This is a genomic window from Streptomyces sp. NPDC000594 (assembly GCF_040299965.1).
Lineage (GTDB): Bacteria > Actinomycetota > Actinomycetes > Streptomycetales > Streptomycetaceae > Streptomyces.
In genome coordinates this window covers 65394-83982 of record NZ_JBEPCY010000019.1, presented here as the reverse complement: position 1 = coordinate 83982, position 18589 = coordinate 65394, and the positions used below count along the sequence as shown (strand labels likewise).

Here is an 18589-nt window from a genome sequence, read left to right as displayed (position 1 = left end):
AGGAATCCATGACCCAGCAGCACACCCCCGACGCGGGTGCGGAGTTCGACCGCCAGGTCCGCACCCTGACCGGGCTCGGGTATCCGGCGCTCGCCGGCCTCGCCCCGGAGGAGTTCGAGGGATTGCTCGCCCCGCTGCGCGAGGCCGCCGTCGCCCAGGGCGCGGGGCCGGGCGCGGTGGAGGTCGCCGAGAGCGGCCGGGTTCCCTTTCTGCTCGTGATCGCGCGCGATACCGCGCCGATCGAGCGGACCATGGAGCTGGCCACCCTTCAGGGCAAGTCCCTGCCCGGCTTTGTGGACCACTCCTTCGAGCCCGGCTCCCTGGAGCGCTTCGTGGCCACGCCGGAGGCGGCGCTCCCCGGCCACCGCGCCCATCTGCTCCTCGGTGTCGAGCGCGGCGAGGAGTTCTGCGGCGCCGTCCCGTCCGAGGCGATGGGGACCATCGCCGACCGGGGGCGCACCCTGCTCACCATCGAGGAGGGCGTGGCACTGATCACCCAGTTCCCGGAGATCCTGGTGAAGAACAAGTGCTTCTCCCTCGGCGGTTCCCGCTGCGGCGACCGCCGGGTCCCCGCGCTCTGGATCAGCCGCCGCTCACCCAAGCTCGGCTGGTGCTGGGAGGGGAATCCGCACACCTGGCTCGGTATGGCCTCGGCGGCGGGCCGCACCGCGTAGTCACCGGACGCCCGGACGCCCGGGGGCTTCGCGGCCCCCGGGCCCCCGGGCCCCTGAGCCGGTGGCGGGCGGCGGCGGTGGCGGTTCAGGGCCGGGCGGCGACGGCCTCCACCTCGAACAGCACATCGGGCGCGGCCAGGCTCGCGACCCCGATGAGTGTCTGCGCGGGCGGCTCCGTCCCCCAGATCTCCCCCACCGCCCCGGCGATGGGCCCCAGTTTGGTGATGTCATGGTTCACCACATACGTCCTGAGCTGGACGACATGGCCGAGGTCGAGCCCATGGGCGGCCAGGGCGACGCCGATGTTGTGGAACGTACGCTTCACCTGCTCGGCGAAGTCGGCCGACACGACCGCGCCGTCCGGGCCCGATCCGTACTGCCCCGCCACCAGCACCAGTTCCGCCCCCGCGGGGACGACAGCGGTGTGGCTGTAGCCGAACGGGACCGGGTCGTGCAGACCGTCCGGGTTGACCAGGGTGTGTGCCACAGGGGTCACCTCTCATGTGCGATGTGCGATGTACCGGTGCTCTTCTGTGCTGCGTGCTGAAGCCTCCCAAGGAATACGCGACACCCTGTGTCATGTATCCCGGTACTTGTCTCGGTACTGTTCCCGTATGCGCGCCGACCGATTGGTATCGCTGGTACTGCTGCTGAGACAGCACGGTCGGCTCTCCGCCACCGCGCTCGCCCGCGAGCTGGAGGTCTCCACCCGCACCGTCCTCCGCGACATCGAGGCGCTGTCCGCCGCCGGTGTCCCGGTCTACGCCGAACGCGGCCGACACGGCGGGTTCGCCCTGCTGCCCGGCTTCCGGACCGAGTTGACCGGACTCAGCCATGACGAGGCACTCGCCCTGCTGATCGCCGGATCACGGCGCGGCGCACAGACCTTCGGCCTCGGCCCGGCACTCGCCTCGGCCATGCGCAAGGTGGTCGACGCACTCCCCGAGAGCTATCGGACCACCGCCGCCGGAGCGGCCCAGCGGCTGCTCATCGACCCGGAGAGCGACCTCCTCTCGCGCCGGCCGACCGCCGATGAGGTGCCGGACACCGTCGTGGCCGAGGTCCGGCGCGCGGTGTTCGCCGGGCGCAAGCTGCGCATCCACTACGCGGCCGTGGAACGGACCCCGCGGTGGCGCACGGTCGACCCGATCGGCCTGGTCACCGTGCGCGACCAGAGCTATCTGCTGGCCACGAGGTCCGGTGCGGACCGTACCTACCGTCTCTCCCGCATCCTCGCCGCCGAGGAACTCGCCGAACCCGCCCAGCGATCCGAGCGGGTCGATCTGGGCCGCGCCTGGCAGGAGCGCGGCAGACGGTTCCGGACCGGCGGCGACCAGGTCACCGTGGTGGTCCGGATGGACCCGGCCCGCCGGGAGGAGCTGGTGGGCACCGCGCTGGCCGTCCTCGCCGAGGAGGCCGACACGGACGGCCGGCTCCGTCTTGAGGTCACCTTCCAGGACGCCCGCCACGCGGCCTGGGCCCTGTGGAACCTCGCCACGGACGCGGAGGCCCTGTCCCCGCGATGGCTGCGCGACTCCCTCCACGACCGCGCCGCCGCGCTCGCCACGCGCTATGGAGCCCCGGCCTGACGACGGTCGCCTTCCCCGTACCGTCGCTCATGGCTCCCTCCGGCGGTGCCGGGTCGGGGCCGGACGGGGGGTCAGGCGGTCGCGGCCCCGGCCGTGGTGGCGGTGAGCAGCCATCCGGTGCCGTGCAACCGCAGCCCGTCGGCGCTCTCGTACGGCCGCAGCCGCGTGGTCAGCCGTTCCAGGGCCGTCTCCCGTGTGCCGGGGCCGGCCTGGGAGAGGAGATGGCGGCCGGGCCCCGAGTCCAGCAGGAAGCGGGCCGCGTCCGCCGCGTCCCGGCCCCAGATCCCGGGTGCCCTCAGATGCCTCGCCCGTACGTCCAGGAACCCGGCCGAGGTGAGCAGCGAGGTCGCCGTCCCCGCGTCGGCCAGCGAGAACATCCCCGGCCCGCCGGGAGCGCCGAACCCCTGGAGCGGCAGCAGATCGCCGAGTGAACCGAAGGCGGTCAGCCACTCGTTCCCCTCCGGCTCGGCGGCACAGAGCAGCGCGACCCGCCCGCCGGGCCGCAGCGCCCCCGCGATGTTGGTGAACGCGGCGACGGGGTCCTCGAAGAACATCACGCCGAAGCGGCTGATGGCGATGTCGAAGGAGCCGGGCGGGAAGGGGTGCACCTGGGCGTCGCCCTGGACGAAGGAGACATTCCCGCCCTCCTCCCCGGTGCTCAGGGCGCGGGCCCGCTCCAGTACCGGGCCGGAGAGATCCAGCCCCAGTGCGTGCCCCCGGCCCGCCGCACGGGCGGCGAGTCGGGTGGTGCCCCCGCCGCCGCAGCCGATGTCGAGGACGCGCTCGCCGTCCACGATGGCGGCGGCGTCCAGCAACGGCCGGTCGAAGCCACTGTTCACCGCCGACCAGCGGTCCTGCTGGGCGGCCCAGTGGGCCCCTTCGTAGCCGTTCCACGCCTCGGCCTGGGAGGCATTGGGGATCCCGGTCGGTGTGTGCTGGTTCTCGGACATGAAAGACCTCCGGCAGAGACGGGGAGAGCCCTAGAATGGGCGAGTGCCCAAACAGTATGGGCGCTTGCCCATACTTGCAATCCCCAGCCCCCGGAGGACCGATGTCACCGCGTGGAGTCGCCATCCCCGACCTGCGAGAACGCCTTTTCGACGCGGCCGAGCGGATCGTCGCCCGCGAGGGCTCCGCCGCCCTCACCAGCCGGGCCGTCACCACCGAGGCGGGCTGCGCCAAGGGCGTGCTGCACACCCACTTCGCGGGTCTGGACGAGTTTGTCGCCGAACTCGTCCTCGACCGCTTCTCCCGCGGTGCCGCCGTCGCCGCCGACCTCCCCGCCCGCGCGGGCACCGGCACGGTCGCGGAGAACCTCGGCGCCGTGGCCGCCGCCGTCCTCGCCCTCGACCCCGGCGTCGTCGGCCTTTCCCTCACCCGCCCCGGCGCCGCCCGCCATGTCCGCGACGCCTGGCAGTCCGGCGCCCCCGGCTTCGGCGTGATCCAGGGCTCCATCGAGGGCTATCTCCGCGCCGAACAGGAGCGGGGCCGTGTTCCGGAGTCCCTGGACCCCGACACCGTCGCCCTCGCCCTCGTCGGCACCCTCCACCATCTGCTGATGACCGGCGGGCTCGACCCCCAGTCCCCCCGCCCCCGGGCCGACCGCCTCATCCGCACCCTGCTGGCCGCACCCTGAGCGCGGCGTACCCGGCGTACCCGGCGTACCCGACGTACCGGCGGCTCGACGTGCTGGCGCACCCGGCGTACCTACCGCAACCGGCGTACCCACCGCGCCCGGTGGGAATCGGGCCCGGCGGGAATCGGGTCCCGGCCGCCGACGAAAGATTTCCCCATTCCCCGTACAACCCTCACACCCCACGGATGGTCTTCTTTTCGCCAACCGCACGGACGACCCGCGAGCAATTCCGGGTGAACAGGGCGGAACGCACCCCATTGACTGAGGAGGCCGGGCTCGGCCTCCGCATGCCGCAGGAGAAGTCCGCATGCAGAAGAAGTTCCGTACGGCCCTGGCCACCGCCGCCGCAGTCGCGCTGACCGGCGGCATGGTGACGATCTCCGCGAGCCCCGCCTCGGCGGCAGGCTCCGGTCTGCACGCCGACTTCAACGGCGACGGCTACGTCGACATCGCCGTCTCCGCGTCCGGCGCCACCGTCGCCGGGAAGAGGGGAGCCGGGCAGATCGTCGTCCACTACGGCTCCGCCCAGGGCATCAACGCCACCAAGCGCGCTCTGATCAGCCAGAACTCCCCCGGGGTCCCCGGAAGTGCCGAGACCGACGACTGGTTCGGCGGCGCCAGCGGCTTCGGCGACTTCAACCAGGACGGCTACGCCGACCTCGCCGTGAGCGCCTATGGCGAGGACGTCGGCAGCGACAAGGACGGCGGATCCGCCGTCATCCTGTGGGGCTCCGCCAAGGGCCTCAACGGGGGTACGGACATCAAGGACCCCGCGCCCGGCAAGCACGACAACTTCGGCAAGTCCATCGAGACGGCCGACTTTGACGGCGATGGCAAGATCGACATCGCCCTCGGCTCCGACGGCGCCACCGTCGACCGCTTCCGCGGCGGCTTCACCAAGGCGGGCGGGAACGGCGGCCACGACGGCATCAGCCTGCCGGTGTACACCGGCAAGTTCAACGGCGCCCGCTACCTCACCTCCGGCGATGTGAACGGCGACGGCATCGCCGACCTGATCGTCAACGCCTTCAGCACCGCCACCGACTTCAACGCCAACTACTGGGTGCGCGGCACCCGCAGCGGCAATCTGAGCGGTGCCGGTGCCGGGGTGCTGCCCGCGGGCACCATCACCGCCGTCGGCAAGCTCAACGGCGACAAGTACGACGACATCGTCATCGGCCTGGAGTGGGACCGCAGCAAGCACTCCGACGCCGCCGGGCAGCCCGCCGCCAAGGGCGGCAAGGTCCTCGTGGTCAACGGCAGCGCGAGCGGCCCCGTCCGAGGTGTCTCCGACTCCTTCACCCAGGACACCCCCGGAGTCCCGGGCTCCTCCGAGAAGGACGACTACTTCGGCGGCGAGCTGAGCCTCGGCGACATCAACGGCGACGGCCACCTCGACCTGGCGATCGGCGCGTACGGCGAGAAGGTCGGCAAGACCGCGTACGCGGGCTCCGTCACCGTCCTGTACGGCACCGCGAACGGCCTCTCCACCGCCGGTGCGCAGTCCTTCAGCCAGGACACCGCCGGTGTGCCCGGCACGCCCGAGACGAAGGACTACTTCGGCACCGATGTCAGCCTCTCCGACCTGGACCGCGACGGAAAGGGCGATCTGACCATCGGCGGCCACGGCGAGGACGACTTCAACGGCGCGGTCACCCTGCTCCGTTCCGACGGCAAGAAGATCACCACCACCGGCGCGCGCACGATCTCCCCGACCGCGGTCGGCATCTCCACCGACGGTTACCCGACCTACGGCACGAACTTCACCGACTGATCCGCCTGACCCGTACCCCGCCGGGCCGGCCACCGGGTCCACTGTGATCGGGTGGCCGGATCCGGTCGCTCCGCCGGGCCGGCACCCCGAAAATCACGGGCGCCGGCCCGGCCCCGCCGCGTACGGTCCCCGGCATGACCGATCAGGACGGCTACTTCGGCGAGGCCACCGCCGCCACCTACGACGAGTCCGAAGCGGACATGTTCCGGCCGGAGGCGGTGGACCCGGCCGTCGATGTGCTGTCCGGGCTGGCCGGCGACGGACGGGCCCTCGAATTCGGCATCGGCACCGGCCGGATCGCGCTGCCACTGGCCCGCCGGGGGACCCCGGTCCATGGCATCGACCTCTCCCGGGCCATGGCCGCACGGCTCCGCGCCAAGCCCGGCGGCGACACCATCGGCGTGACGATCGGCGACTTCGCGACCACCCGGGTGGAGGGCACCTTCCAGGTCGCCTATCTCGTCTTCAACACCATCAACAACCTGACGACCCAGGACGCCCAGGTGGCCTGCTTCCGCAACGCCGCCGCGCACCTGGCCCCCGGCGGCTCCTTCGTCATCGAGGTGGGCGTCCCCGACCTGCGCCGGCTCCCGCCCGGCCAGACCGCCGTACCGTTCCGGATCACCCCGACCCAGTGGGCCTTCGACACCTATGACGTCGCCACCCAGGCGATGAGCTCGAACTACGTCACCATCACCGACGGGCGCGCCGAGCACCGGTCCATCCCGTTCCGCTATGTCTGGCCTGCGGAGCTGGACCTGATGGCCCGTCTCGCCGGGCTGCGGCCGAGCCACCGGTGGGAGGGATGGAACCGGGAGCCGTTCACCAGCGAGAGCGGCCGGCATGTCTCGGTCTGGGAGAAGCCCACCGCCTGAGAACGCCCCCGGACCGCTCCCCCCGGCCCCCCGGACCGACGGTGGGGCCATCGCGGGACCCCGTACCCCCTTCGAGGGCTCTCCCGGCGAACCGGGGACAACGGCGTCACCCATCTGATGGAGTGACAGCGCGACGGCACCCGTGCCGCGCGTTCCCCACCGGATCCGATCTCCCGGAGGAAAGGGGCCAGGATGGTGCCGGAGGCGATGACCGCGCTGGTCGCGGCGGGAGGCCGGTGATCCTGTCGGCGCGATGGAGCAGGTCATGGCCGACTTCGAGCGCGTCCTCGGCCCGGACCACCCCGACACCCTCGCCGTACGCGGCCACCTCGCCCGATGGCGGGGGCAGCCGGGAGAGACACCCGCTGACCCGTCGACCGACTGACCCGGGCCCCGGGCCCCGCACCCGCATGCGTACCCGTACCGGCCCCCGTACCCGTACCGGCGTCATCGGTGATCGCGCAGAAACGCGGGGATCCCTTCGCGGGTCGGATAGTTCGGCAGGGGCGCTGGCCTGTCCTGGAGGAACGCGGTGATGACGGCGGCGGCGCGGTCGTTCGCGTCGTCCAGACCGTTCCACATGTGGTGTCCGACCCCGGGCAGGTACTGCGTACGCCGGATCGCGGGGTTGTGGGCCAGCACGGCGGTCGCCCACTGACGTACCTGGGAGGAGCACTCGGCGATCATCAGCATCGCCGGGACCCGGGAGCGCCTGAGCTGCGGGGCGATGGAGGGTGAGTCCTTGATCGTCTGCTGAATGCGGAGGCTGGCGGCGGCGCTGAACGAGAAGCCCTGGGCGATGTCCTCGGTCGGGATGCGGTGCGCGTCGCGTGCGCAGTACGCGGACGCGGTGTCGCCGCCGAGGTCTGCGGGGGTGAGGGCGTTGATGCCCTCGGCCTGTCCGATCAGCCCGGTTTCGGGGGTGAGGAGGCCGAGTCGCATGAAGCCGAAGGCCACGGCGTAGCGGGGAACATGGGTCGAGCGCGGCCCGGACGGGGCGGGCGCGAGGCCGCGCGCGGATTTCCGCCCCCGGTGTCCGGCTGTGCGGGCGGTGGGCCCGTCCATGGGGCCGGGGTCGGCGATGATCGCCCGGTTCAGGCGCGCGGCGACGCCCGGGTCGGCCAGGGCCCGGGTGAGCACCACCCCGCCCGCCGAGAAGCCGAGGACGTCGACCTTGCCCCGGTCCAGGCGGTCCACGAAGGCGGCGAGGTCGCGGACGGACCGGGAGATCGTGTACTGCCCCATGGGGAGCAGATCGCTCCGTCCGCCACCGGCCTGCTCATAGGCGTGGACGTCATAGCCCTGGCGCGCCAGGAGTCGGAGGAAGCGGTGTTCCAGCACCGAGATGCCACGGACCGGTCCGCCGCTGAGGTACACGAACGGGACGGGATGCCGGGTGCCGGTGTCCGCAGGCGGGTAGTGGTACACCGCCACCCGGCTGCCGGTGGCGAGCTTCCAGTGCTGTGCGGTGACGAACGGCAGATCGGCCGGGTACGCGCGGGCCGTCGGCACGGTCGGGACGCAGACCGAGACCGTCACCGCCGCCGCGACCACCACCGGCAGGAACGGTACGAGCCGCGCCGGCCAGGTGCGCCGCCGCCCCCGCCACAGGGCGAGGGCCGTCCCCGCTCCCAGGGTCGTCAGCCATGCGGCGAGCCCCGAACCCGCCCCGTCCGTGAGGGCGATCAGCGCGAGAAAGAGGACGACGAGTGTCGTGACGACGGCGAGGGCCAGCAGTAAGCGTCCGGCGAGGCGGACGGGACGCGGGGCGGGCGCGGGCTCGGGCGCGGGAGGCACCGGCGGGGCGGACAGGGCGGACGGGGCGGACGTAGACGGGTCGGACATGGGCAAGGCGGACCTCCGGTGGTTCCTGGGCACTGTTTCCGAACACTGTTCCTGAACGCTGTTTCAAAACGACGTTATCAGAGCGGGTAGGCTGCGGTTCGTGGGTAGGCCGAGAACGAACGACGAGACCGTCAAGGAACGGCTGGTGGTGTGCGCGACCGAGCTGCTCGCCACCCGGCCACGGGAATCGGTCACGGTCCGCGCCGTGGCCGCCGCCGCCGAGGCGTCGACCACGGCGGTGTACTCCCTCTTCGGCGGCAAGGACGGGCTGATCGGCGCGGTGCGCGACCGAGCCGTCGCCGGCCTGTTCCAGGAGCTGTCGGCGGTACGCGCCTCCGCCGACCCCCTCGCCGACCTCCACGCGCTGGCCGTCGCCTACCGCCGCTGGGGGCGCGGGAACAGCCATCTGTACACCGTGCTCTTCGGCGGTGTGCGGTCCTTCGACCCGTCGGGCCCGGTCGGCGCCGGTGACCCGATCCGCCCGCTCCTCACAGCGATCGACCGTGCCCTGGCGGCGTCCGTCCTCACCGGTGACACGAGGTCGATCGCCCTGTCGATCTGGGGGACCCTGCACGGGCTCGTGACCCTCGAACTGGCCGGAGCCCTCGACTCCGCCACGGCCGAGGCCGCGTTCCCCCCGGCGGTCCGGGCCACCGTGCGCGGGTGGACGACCCCGGCCGTCTTCCGCGACCTCCGCCGGGCCGACCCCGCCCCCTGACACCAACAGGGCCGCCGTCCCGGCCCTGTTGGTGTCAGAGCCGCCCCGCACCGCCCCGCGCATGCGCCACGATGGCGACATGGCCGATGAAACGATCACCGCACGTACCGTCGCCGACCGGCACCTCGACCACGTCGCCGCCCACGACCCGCTGAAGGCCGCCAGGCTCGGCCTCCACCCGGGCGACGACCGGCAGCCGGACCTCTCCCCGGAAGGCTTCGAGGCACTCGCCGACATCGCCCGGCACACCCTCACCGCGCTCGACGCCGCCGAGGCCCATGGCACCCCCGAGGACCCCGCCGACCGGAACTGCGCCAGCCTCCTCCGCGACCGTCTCACCGCCGAACTGGCCCTCCACGACACCGGCGAGAACTTCCGCCGGCTCCGTAACATCGGCGCACATGTCCACCACGTACGGGACATCTTCACCCTCATGCCGACCGCCACCGACGACGACTGGGCGGCGGTGGCCGGACGGCTGCGCAACCTCCCCGCCGCACTCGACGGCTACCGCGCCACCCTCACCGAGGGCATCTCCCGGGGCCTCCTCGCCGCGCCCCGCCAGGCGGTCGCCGTCACCGGACAGCTCACCGCCTGGACCGGCGAGGACACCGGCGGCGCGGGATGGTTCGCCGACTTCACCGCCCCCGGCCCCGAGCGGCTCCGAGGCGAACTGGACACCGCCGCCCGCCAGGCCACCACCGCCGTCGCCGGATTCCGCGACTGGCTCCGTGACACCTACACCCCGGCCACCGTCGGCACCCCGGACGCGGTCGGCCGGGAGCGCTACCGGATCGCCGTCCGCCACAGCACGGGCGCCGACCCCGACCTGGCCGAGGCGTACGGCTGGGCCTGGAGCGAGTTCCACCGTACGGCCGCCGAGATGCGGACCGAGGCCGAACGGGTACGGCCCGGCGCGGGTGTCCAGGGAGCCATGCACCACCTGGCGCGCAACGGCCACACGATCGAGGGCGAGGAGGCGATCCGCGACTGGCTCCAGCAGCTCATGGACCGGGCGATCATCGCCCTCGACGGCACCCACTTCGACATCTCCGGACCACTGCGCCGCGTGGAGTCCCGGATCGCGCCGCCCGGCACCGCCGCCGCACCGTACTACGACGGCCCCGACCTGGACTTCAGCCGCCCCGGGCGCACCTATCTGCCCACCCTCGGCCGGACCGCCTTCCCGACCTGGCAGCTGGTCTCCACCTGGTACCACGAGGGCGTCCCCGGCCACCATCTCCAACTCGCCCAGTGGGTCGCCCTCGCCGACCGGCTCAGCCGCTACCAGACCACCCTCGGCACGGTCGGCGCCAACATCGAGGGCTGGGCCCTGTACGCCGAACGCCTCATGGACGACCTGGGTTTCCTCACCGACCCCGCCCACCGCCTCGGCTTCCTCGATGTGGGGATGCTGCGCACCGTCCGGGTGATCATCGACACCGGTATGCATCTGGGCCTGGCCATCCCCGCCGACGCGGGCTTCCACCCCGGTGAGCGCTGGACCCCCGAGCTGGCCACGGAGTTCCTGGCCACCTATACCGGCGCCCCGCCCGCACTGCGCGACAGCGAGATCGTCCGCTATCTCGGCTGGCCCGGCCAGGCCATCGGCTACAAGCTCGGCGAACGCGTCTGGCTCCAGGGCCGGGAAGCCGCCCGCCGCCGCCGGGGCGCCGCGTTCGACCTCAGGACCTGGCACATGAAGGCCCTCGCCCAGGGCTCGCTCGGCCTGGACGACCTGGCCGAGCAGCTTGCCACCCTCTGAGCACGGACCCGCCCGCTACCGCCCCCGTCCGCCCCCGTTGTCCTCGTTGTTCTCACTGTTCCCGTTCTCCTCGAACAGCTCGCGGGTACGGCGCAGCAGCTCCTCTCGTACCCGGTCCGGTGACAGGACCCGTAGCGCGGTGCCCAGGCCGAGAAGGTAGGTGGTCAGCTGGTCGACGTCATTGCCGCCGATCTCGACGACGGTGGCATCGGGACCGTCCGGGTGATGGGTGCCGATCGTCGGCGGGACGAGCCGGAGCGCCCGGTCCATGGGGTGCGGCAGCCGGACCTTCACATAGAGCGGATACACGACGCCCGCGATGGACCGGGAGACGAGAAGCGCCGGGTCGGGTGGGTCCACGAATTCGCAGGTCTGTCCGGTCGGCTGTACGCGGACCACCCGGTCGGCCCGGAACGTCCGCCAGTCGTCCCGGGCCACGTCCCGGGCGACGAAGTACCAGCGACGGCCGGTGTGTACGAGGCGGTACGGGTCGATGTCCCGCACCGTCTCCTTCCCCGCGTGGTCGCGGTACGAGAGACGGGCGCGCTCGCCACGGCGGCAGACGGCGGCCAGTTCCAGCAGCACGCCGGGCGGGATCTGGCGTTCCTCGGGCCTGGGCGTGTGGACGAAGGTCGCATCCATCTCGCCCAGCCGGTCCGCGATCCGGGGCGGTAGGACCTGCCGCAGTTTCAACAGCGCCGACAGCGCGGCCTGGTCGCTGCCCAGGACGCCGCTGAGCGCGGCCTCCCGCAGGGCGACGGCCACGGCGAGTGCCTCCTCGTCGTCGAGGATCAGCGGTGGTACCCGGGTGCCACCGCCGAGGCGGTAGCCGCCCCAGGGCCCGGGGTCGGAGTCGACGCCGTAGCCGAGTTCCCGCAGCCGGGCGATGTCCCGCCGGACCGTGCGGTCGGTGACCTCCATCCGTTCGGCCAGCTCACGGCAGGTCCAGGTCGGGCGAGTGGACAGCAGCGAGACCAGTCGCAGCAGCCGGGCGGAGGTGCTGATCACACCCCGAAGTGTCCCCGACGACCAGGACCGTCCGGTGACCAGGACCGTCCGGTGACCAGGACCGTCCAGTGACCAGGACTCCGCGACGACCAGGACCGCGCCCGACGACCAGGACTCCGCGACGACCAGGACCGGAACTGTCCTGGTCCCGTCATAGCGTCCTCCCATGAGTACCGAATCCACATCCGGACCCGAGATCCGCTTGCTCTCCGTCGATTTCGACTGCCCGGACCCCGCCGAGCTGGCCCGCTTCTACGGTGACGCGCTCGGCCTGCCCGTCGTCCTTTCCAGTGCGGACTTCGTCCTGCTCGGCCGGGAGGGCTCAGCCGGGCTGGGCTTTATCCGGGTGGCCGACTACCGGCGTCCGACCTGGCCGGATCCGTCCCAGGGCAAGCAGGCCCATATCGAGTTGGGCGTCGACGATCTGGACGCCGCCCAGGCACGGATGCTGGCCCTGGGCGCCGTGGAACCCTCCTTCCAGCCCCACCCCGATCAGCGGAGGGTCCTGTTGGACCCCGCCGGCCACCCCTTCTGCATCTCCACGCAGTACTGACCGCCCCCGGCCGGCCGATGACCGCCCGGCCCGGCTAGGTCGTGTCTTCAAAGTCCCGTCTGCCGGCCGTGCCCTGGCACGCACACTCGCGATGTTGTCGTCGGTCGCCGATGCTCCGCATGGACTCCCTCCTCCGCCTTGCGATTGCACGCACCAGACCCCGCCCGGCCCGCCCTCCGGGCGAACGACGCTACTTTGAAGACACTCCCTAGGAACGTGTGATCGCCTGCTCCAGCAGGCTCCGAAGGGTGCGCTGCTGCTCGGGGCTGAGACCGGCCAGCGGTGAGTCCTGGACGAGGAGTTCGAGGAGCCGTTCGCGGGCGGCGCTGCCCGTCGCGGTGAGGACGAGGTGCTTGGCGCGGCGGTCGGTGGGGTGCGCGTGGCGCTCGACCAGGCCCTGTTTCTCCAGCTTGTCGATGACGAAGGTGGCGTTGGAGGGTTCGCAGCTCATGCGCTCGGCGAGCTGTCGCATGGTCATCGGCCCGGCCATCTCCCGCAGCGCGGTCGCCTGGGCCGTGGTGAGGCCCAGCGTGACGGCGCGTTGGCGTACATGGTCGGCGATCTGCTGGGCCAGCCCGTTCACCAGGCAGCACAGGTCTCGCTCGGCGCTGGCGTGCGGCTCCGAGGGCTCTGTCATGCACCCACCCTAACAAGTTCATCAAGCAAGAATATTTCTAGCTTGCATGGTTCTAACTTGATGCTTATGGTCGTCACCGTGGCCTTCAGGGGGGCACGGTGACGACCCGTCGGAACACAGGGGGATGGGCATGACGTATTCCGCGATGGACCGGGGCGAGCGGCTGCGGCGACCGGCCGGCATCCGTTCACTGCGGCTGGGCGACACGAGGGTGTCCTCGGTGCCGGACGGAGCGGTGCGGCTGCGACCGCGCGATCTCATCCCCGATGTGCCCGCCGAGGTGTGGGCCGACCGTCCCGAGTATCTGGACGAGTCCGGCTGCCTGGTGGCGGGTATCGGCGGCCTGCTGGTGGAGCACGGCGACCGCGCACTGCTGATCGACGCGGGGTTCGGACCGCGCTCCTGGCCGCCCGCGCCGGACGGCCCGCTCGGCGGGATCCACGGGGGAGCGCTCCTGGAGAGCCTGGCCCGACTCGGCAGCGGGCCCGAGCGGATCGGGGCCGTGGCCTTCACCCATCTGCACCCCGATCACACCGGCTGGGCCTGGCATCCCGTACCCGGCGCCGACCGGCCCGCGTTCGCCCATGCCGACTACCTGGTCCCCGAACCGGAATGGGCCCGGCGTGACCTTCTCGGGGCGGAAGAGGTCGCGGGCCTGACACCATATGTCCGTACCGTGGCCGACGGGCAGGAGATCTTCCCGGGCGTACGGATACGGATCACGGCGGGTCACTCGCCCGGACACGCCGAGTACATCATCACCTCGGGCGGGCAGCGGCTGATCGCCTTCGGCGACGCCCTGCACTCCCCGATCCAGGTCGCCCACCCCGCATGGTCCACCGTCTTCGACCACGATCCCGTCCGCGCCGCCGACCACCGCCATCGGCTCCTCGCGGAGCTGACGGAACCCGACACGATCGGCTTCGGCGTCCACTTCGCCGACGTGGTGTTCGGCCGGGTCCGGCGGGAGGGCGACGACCTCGCCTGGGTTCCCCTGGACGGCTGACGCGGCTGGGTGGTTCCGCAGGAACCCCGCCCCCAGGTCAGCCGGGAGACGGAGGGCGGGTGCGACCTCGGGAGGAGAACCCCCGGGCGGGCGGCGGCACCTGCGAACGACCCCGGTTCAGCAGTCGAGTTGATGATCACTGACCCATGGCGCGCCTAGGGTCGTTCACATGATCACGACCCGACGCGGCGCGGTGGCCGCACTGCTGGCCCTGTCCATGACCCTGCCCCTCGTCCAGGCCGCCACGGCGACGGCCGCCGCCCCGTCCGACGCTCCCTCCGCCGGGAAGCCCGTGTCCGGGAAGGCCGTGTCCGCCGCCGCCCCGTCCGCCGCCTTCCCGTCCGCCGCCCCGGCCAGGAAGGCCCCGTCCGTCGTCCTTCCCCGGCCGACCGGTCCCCACGCGGTGGGTGTGTCGACCCTCCAGCTGACCGACCGGACCCGTACGGACCCCTGGCTGCCGCAGTCGGGCGCGCGGCGGTTGCTGGTCTCCGTCCACCACCCCGCCCGCCCGGACACGGGTGGCCGGGTGGAGCGGTATCTGCGACCGGCCGAGGCACGGGAGCTGGTGCGGCAGTTCGGCGACGGCACCCTGCCGCCGGGCAGTGCGGAACTGCTCGCCGGTACGGAGAGCTGGGCCCGCCAGGGCGCCCGGCCGACCAAGGGGAGGTTCCCCCTGGTGGTCCTCTCGCCGGGCTTCGGCACCCCGAGGAAGTCCCAGACCCTGCTCGCCGAGGACCTGGCATCGCGAGGGTACGTGGTCGCCTCCGTGGACCACGCGTACGAGTCGAGAGCCACCGCCTTCCCCGGCCGGGGCGTCCTGCCCTGTGTCGCCTGCGAGAAGGCGGACAGCGGGGAGATCACCCTGGAGTCCGTGGCCGAAGGGCGCGCCCGGGACATCTCCTTCGTCCTCGACCGGCTCACCGGCCCGCGTCCCGTCTGGAAGCACTCGGCGATGATCGATGCCTCGCGGATCGGTATGGCGGGCCACTCCATCGGGGGCGCCTCGGCCGCGAGCACGATGGCCCGGGACACCCGGGTGGACGCCGGGGTGAACATGGACGGCTCGTTCTTCGACCCGGTCCCCCGGAAGGGGCTCGACGGCCGGCCGTTCCTGATGCTGGGTGCCGAGGACGGCGCGCCGGGCAGCGGCGACGCCACCTGGGAGAAGGCATGGAAGCGGCTGGACGGCTGGAAGCGCTGGCTCACCGTGACCGGCACCCAGCACGACACCTTCAGCGACCTGCCCGTACTCGCCGACCGGATCCCCGGGTGGCCCACCGTGCCCGGAAGCCTCCCGGGTGACCGGGCGGCGCAGATCACCCGTACCTATGTCGCGGCCTTCCTCGACCGGCATCTCAAGGCCGCCCACCGGCCCGTCCTGAACGGCCCCACCCGGGCGAACCCGGAGGTCCTCTTCCACGCGCCCCGCTGACACCCGCCCGTTCCCGGGCACGGGTCCCCCTCACGGGCACGGGTCCCGCACGGGCACGGGCCCCCCTCACGGGCACAGGCTCCCCTCCCGGACGCGGCCCCGCTCTGTGGCCGGAAGCCGCCTCGACAAGCGCGGGCCGCCCGACGACGCTTACTGATCGGCGGTCGGGGGGCCCGCCCGGGGCCCTGTCGGCACGGGTCCCCTGTTCGGACCGCACTTCCCGGCTCAGTGACGCACCTACCCGTACCAGTGAGAGACCCATGGCACGGGCCGCCCCTTTGCCCGCCCCGCCACGGGTCCGCGAACCGGAAGGCAGGGCACCCGCATTGCGCAGTTCACACCGCATACCCCTCGGCCACCGCATACCCCTCGGTCACCTCGGCCACCTCGGCCACCGCATCGGCCGACTGGCCGCGCTCGCCGCAGCCGCCGCCCTGCTGATCGTCACCCCGGGCCCGGCCACCGCCGCCCCGCCGCCCGAGCCCGCCGCCGCCCGGGACAGCGGCACCCTCGCCGTCCCGGAGTGGGGCTCCTCCATCGCGGTCGCCCGGAACGCCGACGGCCGTCTCCAGATCTTCGGCACCAACAACTCCGACCAGGTCCACAGCCGCTGGCAGCACTCCGCGAACAGCGGGCTCTCGCCCTGGATGCGGTACGACGGGTCGCTGCGCGCCCTCGCCGCAGAGCGGAACGCCGACGGCCGGATCGAACTCTTCGGCGTCAACCGCCATGGCGATGTGTACCACCGCTGGCAGACGACTCCCAGTACGGGTGACTGGTCCCCCTGGACCCGTATGTCCGGTTCGCTGAACTCCATCGCGGCGGCGCGGAACGCCGATGGCCGCCTCCAGATCTTCGGCACCGACAGCTCCGGCGATGTCTACAGCCGCTGGCAGACCTCGGCCGGTGGTCTCTGGAGCGACTGGATGCGGTACGACGGCAATCTGCGGCAGGTGGCGGCCGAGACGAACGCCGACGGTCGGATCGAACTCTTCGGCATCAACCGCGACGGCGACATCCACCACCGCCGGCAGACGACCCCCAGCACCGGCGACTGGTCGGCGTGGACCCGTATGCCCGGCTCCCTGAACTCCATCGCCGCCGCCCGGAACGCCGACGGCCGTCTCCAGCTCTTCGGCTCGAACAGCTCCGGGGATGTGCACAGCCGCTGGCAGACCTCGGCCGGTGGTGTCTGGAGCGACTGGATGCGGTACGACGGCAGCCTGACCCAGGTCGCCGCCGAGAGCAGCGTCGACGGCCGGATCGAACTCTTCGGCGTCAACCGTCACGGCGACATCCACCACCGCTGGCAGACCACCGCCAGTACCGGCGACTGGTCCCCCTGGGTCCGTCTGGACGGCTCCCTGCGCCCCTGACCTGTTCGAACGGACCGGCGATGGGGCTCCGGTGAAGATCGGGGCTTGGCAAGCCGGTGGAGCCAGCATTAGAGTCGTGCTTCATTATGAAGCACGTACATAACTCTCCGTCAAAAATCGACCGTGACCCCGACGGTACCCTCTTCGACCCCCGGGTGAGATCCGCCATGACCCGGTTCACCGGAGGGGACGACACCCTCGCCCTTGAAGCCTCGGGAGCGGTCCGTACCGCCTTCCACACCATCGAACGCCTGCGCTCCCGGGGGGCCGAGGGGCGCGGGCTGAGCGCCGGGGCGCTCGACATCCTGATCCGGCTGAGCGCCGGATCCGACGACGGCATCAGCATCGGCGAGCTGGCCCAGGCGGCCGGAGTCAGCTCACGCAATGTCACCGGACTGGTCGACACCCTCGAACGCGACGGCCTGGTCGAACGGGCCCCCGACCACCGGGACCGCCGCTCGGTCCTGGCACGGATCACCCCGGCCGGGACGGCCTGGCTGGAGTCCTTCCGCCGCCCCAGCCAGGTCGCCATGGCCGCCGTCTTCCAGGGGTTCACCCCCGCCGAACTGACCCAGCTGCGCCATCTGTGCCTGCGCCTGGCCGAGAACCAGCAGCGCATCGACGCGTACCTGAACCAGCCCGACGGTACGACCGCCCACCCGTGATGTGTGATCCGGCCGCGCCCACCGGCGGGGCCGGGCACCTCCCTGGCCGTTCGTCAGGGGCAGTGGCTCCCGGGGACGCAGAACTCCTTCCCCTCCGGATCGGCCAGACAGACCCAGTTCTCCTCACCGCACTGGCCGACCCGGCCCGCTGGCGGCTCGTCGCCCTGCTGGCCGAGCGGCCCGCCCGGTCGGTGTCCTCGCCCGGCTCGCCGGGGCACGCCAGCCACAGACCACCAAGCACCTCCAGACCCTCGAACGCGCCGGAGTCGTCACCTCCCAGCGCAGCGGCCACGCCGCGTCTACGCGCTCCGGCCCGCCCCCTGCGGGAGCCGGCCGCCACGTTCGGCCGGTTCGCCGACACCGTGGAGCGGACCGGCGGCCCCACACGACGTACGACCGTTATGGGCTCAGCCTCCACACGGAGTGGCTCGCCGCAGAGAAGCCGGGGTGGGCCGACGACCGCTCGTTCCCCTTCCTCCGGCCGCTGCCGCCCCGACCCGCTTCGGCGCCACCTGACCGAGCCCTCGCTGGTCACCCGCTGGTGGGCCCCCGACGACCTCCGTGTCTCCGGGCTCGCCTTCGAAGCGCGTCCGGGTGGGCGGATCGCCCTGGAGTACCGCGACGCCGAGGACACCGACGAATCCGACCCGCCGCCGGCCGTGCGGAGGGCTCCGTCGTCGCCCTGCGCGCCGGAGAGCATCTCGCCTACCGGCTCTCCCCGCTGCTGTCGGACGGTCGCCCCGCCGTCACCGCCCATGTCGACGTGGAGCTCCGGCCCACCGGAGCCGGCACCGAGTTGGACGTCCGCTGGCGGATCGCCGACAGCACGGTCGACGCGGCGGACTTCATCGCGGGCATCGAGATCGGCTTCGGCCAGAGCCTCGACAAGCTCACATCGATCCTCACCGACGACACCTCTGGTGCCGAGCCCTTCGACACCGACACCAGGAGCACGGAATGATCAACCCCGACCGGCCGCCGGGTCACCGCGAACCTGTGCCTCACCCTCGAAGGCCGCTACAACGGCCCCGGCGAC

General features: G+C 72.3%; 18 protein-coding genes. 13 read left to right on the top strand and 5 right to left on the bottom strand.

Translation table 11 applies throughout. The annotated features are described in order from the left end of the window. Positions 1–8 precede the first annotated feature (8 nt). On the top strand, positions 9–674 hold the full coding sequence (locus ABT354_RS24405) for a DUF5701 family protein (protein ID WP_351497315.1): 666 nt from the start codon (positions 9–11) through the stop codon (positions 672–674). Between the two features lie 85 nt (positions 675–759). Here ABT354_RS24405 and ABT354_RS24400 read toward each other — a convergent pair whose 3' ends face one another. Then, on the bottom strand, positions 760–1161 hold the full coding sequence (locus ABT354_RS24400; protein ID WP_351497313.1) for a RidA family protein: 402 nt from the start codon (positions 1159–1161) through the stop codon (positions 760–762). Between the two features lie 127 nt (positions 1162–1288). Here ABT354_RS24400 and ABT354_RS24395 point away from each other — a divergent pair, with 127 nt between their 5' ends. Beyond that, positions 1289–2263 (top strand): helix-turn-helix transcriptional regulator, encoded by a 975-nt coding sequence (locus ABT354_RS24395; protein ID WP_351497311.1) that lies wholly within the window; start codon positions 1289–1291, stop codon positions 2261–2263. 71 nt (positions 2264–2334) lie between these two features. On the opposite strand, the gene ABT354_RS24390 is transcribed toward ABT354_RS24395, so the two are convergent. Continuing rightward, positions 2335–3213: a class I SAM-dependent methyltransferase gene (locus ABT354_RS24390; RefSeq protein WP_351497309.1), complete on the bottom strand. Its 879-nt coding sequence runs from the start codon at positions 3211–3213 to the stop codon at positions 2335–2337. Between the two features lie 101 nt (positions 3214–3314). On the opposite strand from ABT354_RS24390, the gene ABT354_RS24385 reads away from it, so the two are divergent. The 3 genes from ABT354_RS24385 to ABT354_RS24375 all read left to right on the top strand — a co-directional run bounded on the left by ABT354_RS24385 (position 3315) and on the right by ABT354_RS24375 (position 6548). Then, positions 3315–3899 carry a TetR/AcrR family transcriptional regulator gene (locus tag ABT354_RS24385; RefSeq protein ID WP_351497307.1) on the top strand — a complete coding sequence of 195 codons (585 nt, stop codon included), beginning with the start codon at positions 3315–3317 and terminating at the stop codon, positions 3897–3899. Positions 3900–4206: 307 nt separating this feature from the next. Further along, the gene (locus tag ABT354_RS24380) at positions 4207–5673 is read left to right on the top strand and encodes an FG-GAP-like repeat-containing protein (protein WP_351497305.1); all 1467 of its coding nucleotides are present in this window, start codon (positions 4207–4209) and stop codon (positions 5671–5673) included. A 134-nt stretch (positions 5674–5807) separates the two neighbouring features. Then, the gene (locus ABT354_RS24375; RefSeq protein ID WP_351497303.1) at positions 5808–6548 is read left to right on the top strand and encodes a class I SAM-dependent DNA methyltransferase; all 741 of its coding nucleotides are present in this window, start codon (positions 5808–5810) and stop codon (positions 6546–6548) included. A gap of 447 nt (positions 6549–6995) precedes the next feature. Here ABT354_RS24375 and ABT354_RS24370 read toward each other — a convergent pair whose 3' ends face one another. Beyond that, positions 6996–8393, bottom strand: a complete 1398-nt coding sequence (locus ABT354_RS24370; protein WP_351497301.1) for an alpha/beta fold hydrolase — start codon at positions 8391–8393, stop codon at positions 6996–6998. A gap of 100 nt (positions 8394–8493) precedes the next feature. Between ABT354_RS24370 and ABT354_RS24365 the strand changes: the two genes are divergently transcribed. Together ABT354_RS24365 and ABT354_RS24360 are read left to right on the top strand one after the other, a co-directional pair. Beyond that, positions 8494–9111, top strand: a complete 618-nt coding sequence (locus ABT354_RS24365; RefSeq protein ID WP_351497299.1) for a TetR/AcrR family transcriptional regulator — start codon at positions 8494–8496, stop codon at positions 9109–9111. 79 nt (positions 9112–9190) lie between these two features. After that, a complete protein-coding gene (locus tag ABT354_RS24360; RefSeq protein ID WP_351497297.1) occupies positions 9191–10876 on the top strand; it encodes a DUF885 domain-containing protein in 1686 nt (561 codons plus the stop codon). 15 nt (positions 10877–10891) lie between these two features. On the opposite strand, the gene ABT354_RS24355 is transcribed toward ABT354_RS24360, so the two are convergent. Then, positions 10892–11884 carry a helix-turn-helix transcriptional regulator gene (locus tag ABT354_RS24355; protein ID WP_351497395.1) on the bottom strand — a complete coding sequence of 331 codons (993 nt, stop codon included), beginning with the start codon at positions 11882–11884 and terminating at the stop codon, positions 10892–10894. Between the two features lie 166 nt (positions 11885–12050). On the opposite strand from ABT354_RS24355, the gene ABT354_RS24350 reads away from it, so the two are divergent. Continuing rightward, positions 12051–12437 carry a VOC family protein gene (locus ABT354_RS24350; RefSeq protein WP_351497295.1) on the top strand — a complete coding sequence of 129 codons (387 nt, stop codon included), beginning with the start codon at positions 12051–12053 and terminating at the stop codon, positions 12435–12437. 208 nt (positions 12438–12645) lie between these two features. Here ABT354_RS24350 and ABT354_RS24345 read toward each other — a convergent pair whose 3' ends face one another. Next, positions 12646–13074, bottom strand: coding sequence for a MarR family winged helix-turn-helix transcriptional regulator (locus ABT354_RS24345; RefSeq protein WP_351497293.1), 429 nt, complete (start codon positions 13072–13074; stop codon positions 12646–12648). Between the two features lie 130 nt (positions 13075–13204). Between ABT354_RS24345 and ABT354_RS24340 the strand changes: the two genes are divergently transcribed. The 5 genes from ABT354_RS24340 to ABT354_RS24320 all read left to right on the top strand — a co-directional run bounded on the left by ABT354_RS24340 (position 13205) and on the right by ABT354_RS24320 (position 18514). Next, on the top strand, positions 13205–14080 hold the full coding sequence (locus ABT354_RS24340; protein WP_351497291.1) for an MBL fold metallo-hydrolase: 876 nt from the start codon (positions 13205–13207) through the stop codon (positions 14078–14080). A gap of 169 nt (positions 14081–14249) precedes the next feature. Next, positions 14250–15512 (top strand): alpha/beta hydrolase family protein, encoded by a 1263-nt coding sequence (locus ABT354_RS24335; RefSeq protein WP_351497289.1) that lies wholly within the window; start codon positions 14250–14252, stop codon positions 15510–15512. A 326-nt stretch (positions 15513–15838) separates the two neighbouring features. Continuing rightward, positions 15839–16888, top strand: coding sequence for a PLL family lectin (locus tag ABT354_RS24330; RefSeq protein ID WP_351497287.1), 1050 nt, complete (start codon positions 15839–15841; stop codon positions 16886–16888). A gap of 167 nt (positions 16889–17055) precedes the next feature. After that, positions 17056–17553 carry a MarR family winged helix-turn-helix transcriptional regulator gene (locus ABT354_RS24325; protein WP_351497285.1) on the top strand — a complete coding sequence of 166 codons (498 nt, stop codon included), beginning with the start codon at positions 17056–17058 and terminating at the stop codon, positions 17551–17553. Positions 17554–18316: 763 nt separating this feature from the next. After that, positions 18317–18514, top strand: coding sequence for an SRPBCC family protein (locus tag ABT354_RS24320; protein ID WP_351497283.1), 198 nt, complete (start codon positions 18317–18319; stop codon positions 18512–18514). Positions 18515–18589: the final 75 nt, after the last annotated feature.

Excerpts from the sequence above, each read along its gene's own strand:
- ABT354_RS24405 (WP_351497315.1), top strand. The coding sequence starts at position 9 with ATGACCCAGCAGCACACCCCCGACGCGGGTGCGGAGTTCGACCGCCAG.
- ABT354_RS24395 (WP_351497311.1), top strand. The coding sequence starts at position 1,289 with ATGCGCGCCGACCGATTGGTATCGCTGGTACTGCTGCTGAGACAGCAC.
- ABT354_RS24390 (WP_351497309.1), bottom strand. The coding sequence starts at position 3,213 with ATGTCCGAGAACCAGCACACACCGACCGGGATCCCCAATGCCTCCCAG.
- ABT354_RS24385 (WP_351497307.1), top strand. The coding sequence starts at position 3,315 with ATGTCACCGCGTGGAGTCGCCATCCCCGACCTGCGAGAACGCCTTTTC.
- ABT354_RS24380 (WP_351497305.1), top strand. The coding sequence starts at position 4,207 with ATGCAGAAGAAGTTCCGTACGGCCCTGGCCACCGCCGCCGCAGTCGCG.
- ABT354_RS24375 (WP_351497303.1), top strand. The coding sequence starts at position 5,808 with ATGACCGATCAGGACGGCTACTTCGGCGAGGCCACCGCCGCCACCTAC.
- ABT354_RS24370 (WP_351497301.1), bottom strand. The coding sequence starts at position 8,393 with ATGTCCGACCCGTCTACGTCCGCCCCGTCCGCCCTGTCCGCCCCGCCG.
- ABT354_RS24360 (WP_351497297.1), top strand. The coding sequence starts at position 9,191 with ATGGCCGATGAAACGATCACCGCACGTACCGTCGCCGACCGGCACCTC.
- ABT354_RS24350 (WP_351497295.1), top strand. The coding sequence starts at position 12,051 with ATGAGTACCGAATCCACATCCGGACCCGAGATCCGCTTGCTCTCCGTC.
- ABT354_RS24345 (WP_351497293.1), bottom strand. The coding sequence starts at position 13,074 with ATGACAGAGCCCTCGGAGCCGCACGCCAGCGCCGAGCGAGACCTGTGC.
- ABT354_RS24340 (WP_351497291.1), top strand. The coding sequence starts at position 13,205 with ATGACGTATTCCGCGATGGACCGGGGCGAGCGGCTGCGGCGACCGGCC.
- ABT354_RS24335 (WP_351497289.1), top strand. The coding sequence starts at position 14,250 with ATGATCACGACCCGACGCGGCGCGGTGGCCGCACTGCTGGCCCTGTCC.
- ABT354_RS24325 (WP_351497285.1), top strand. The coding sequence starts at position 17,056 with ATGACCCGGTTCACCGGAGGGGACGACACCCTCGCCCTTGAAGCCTCG.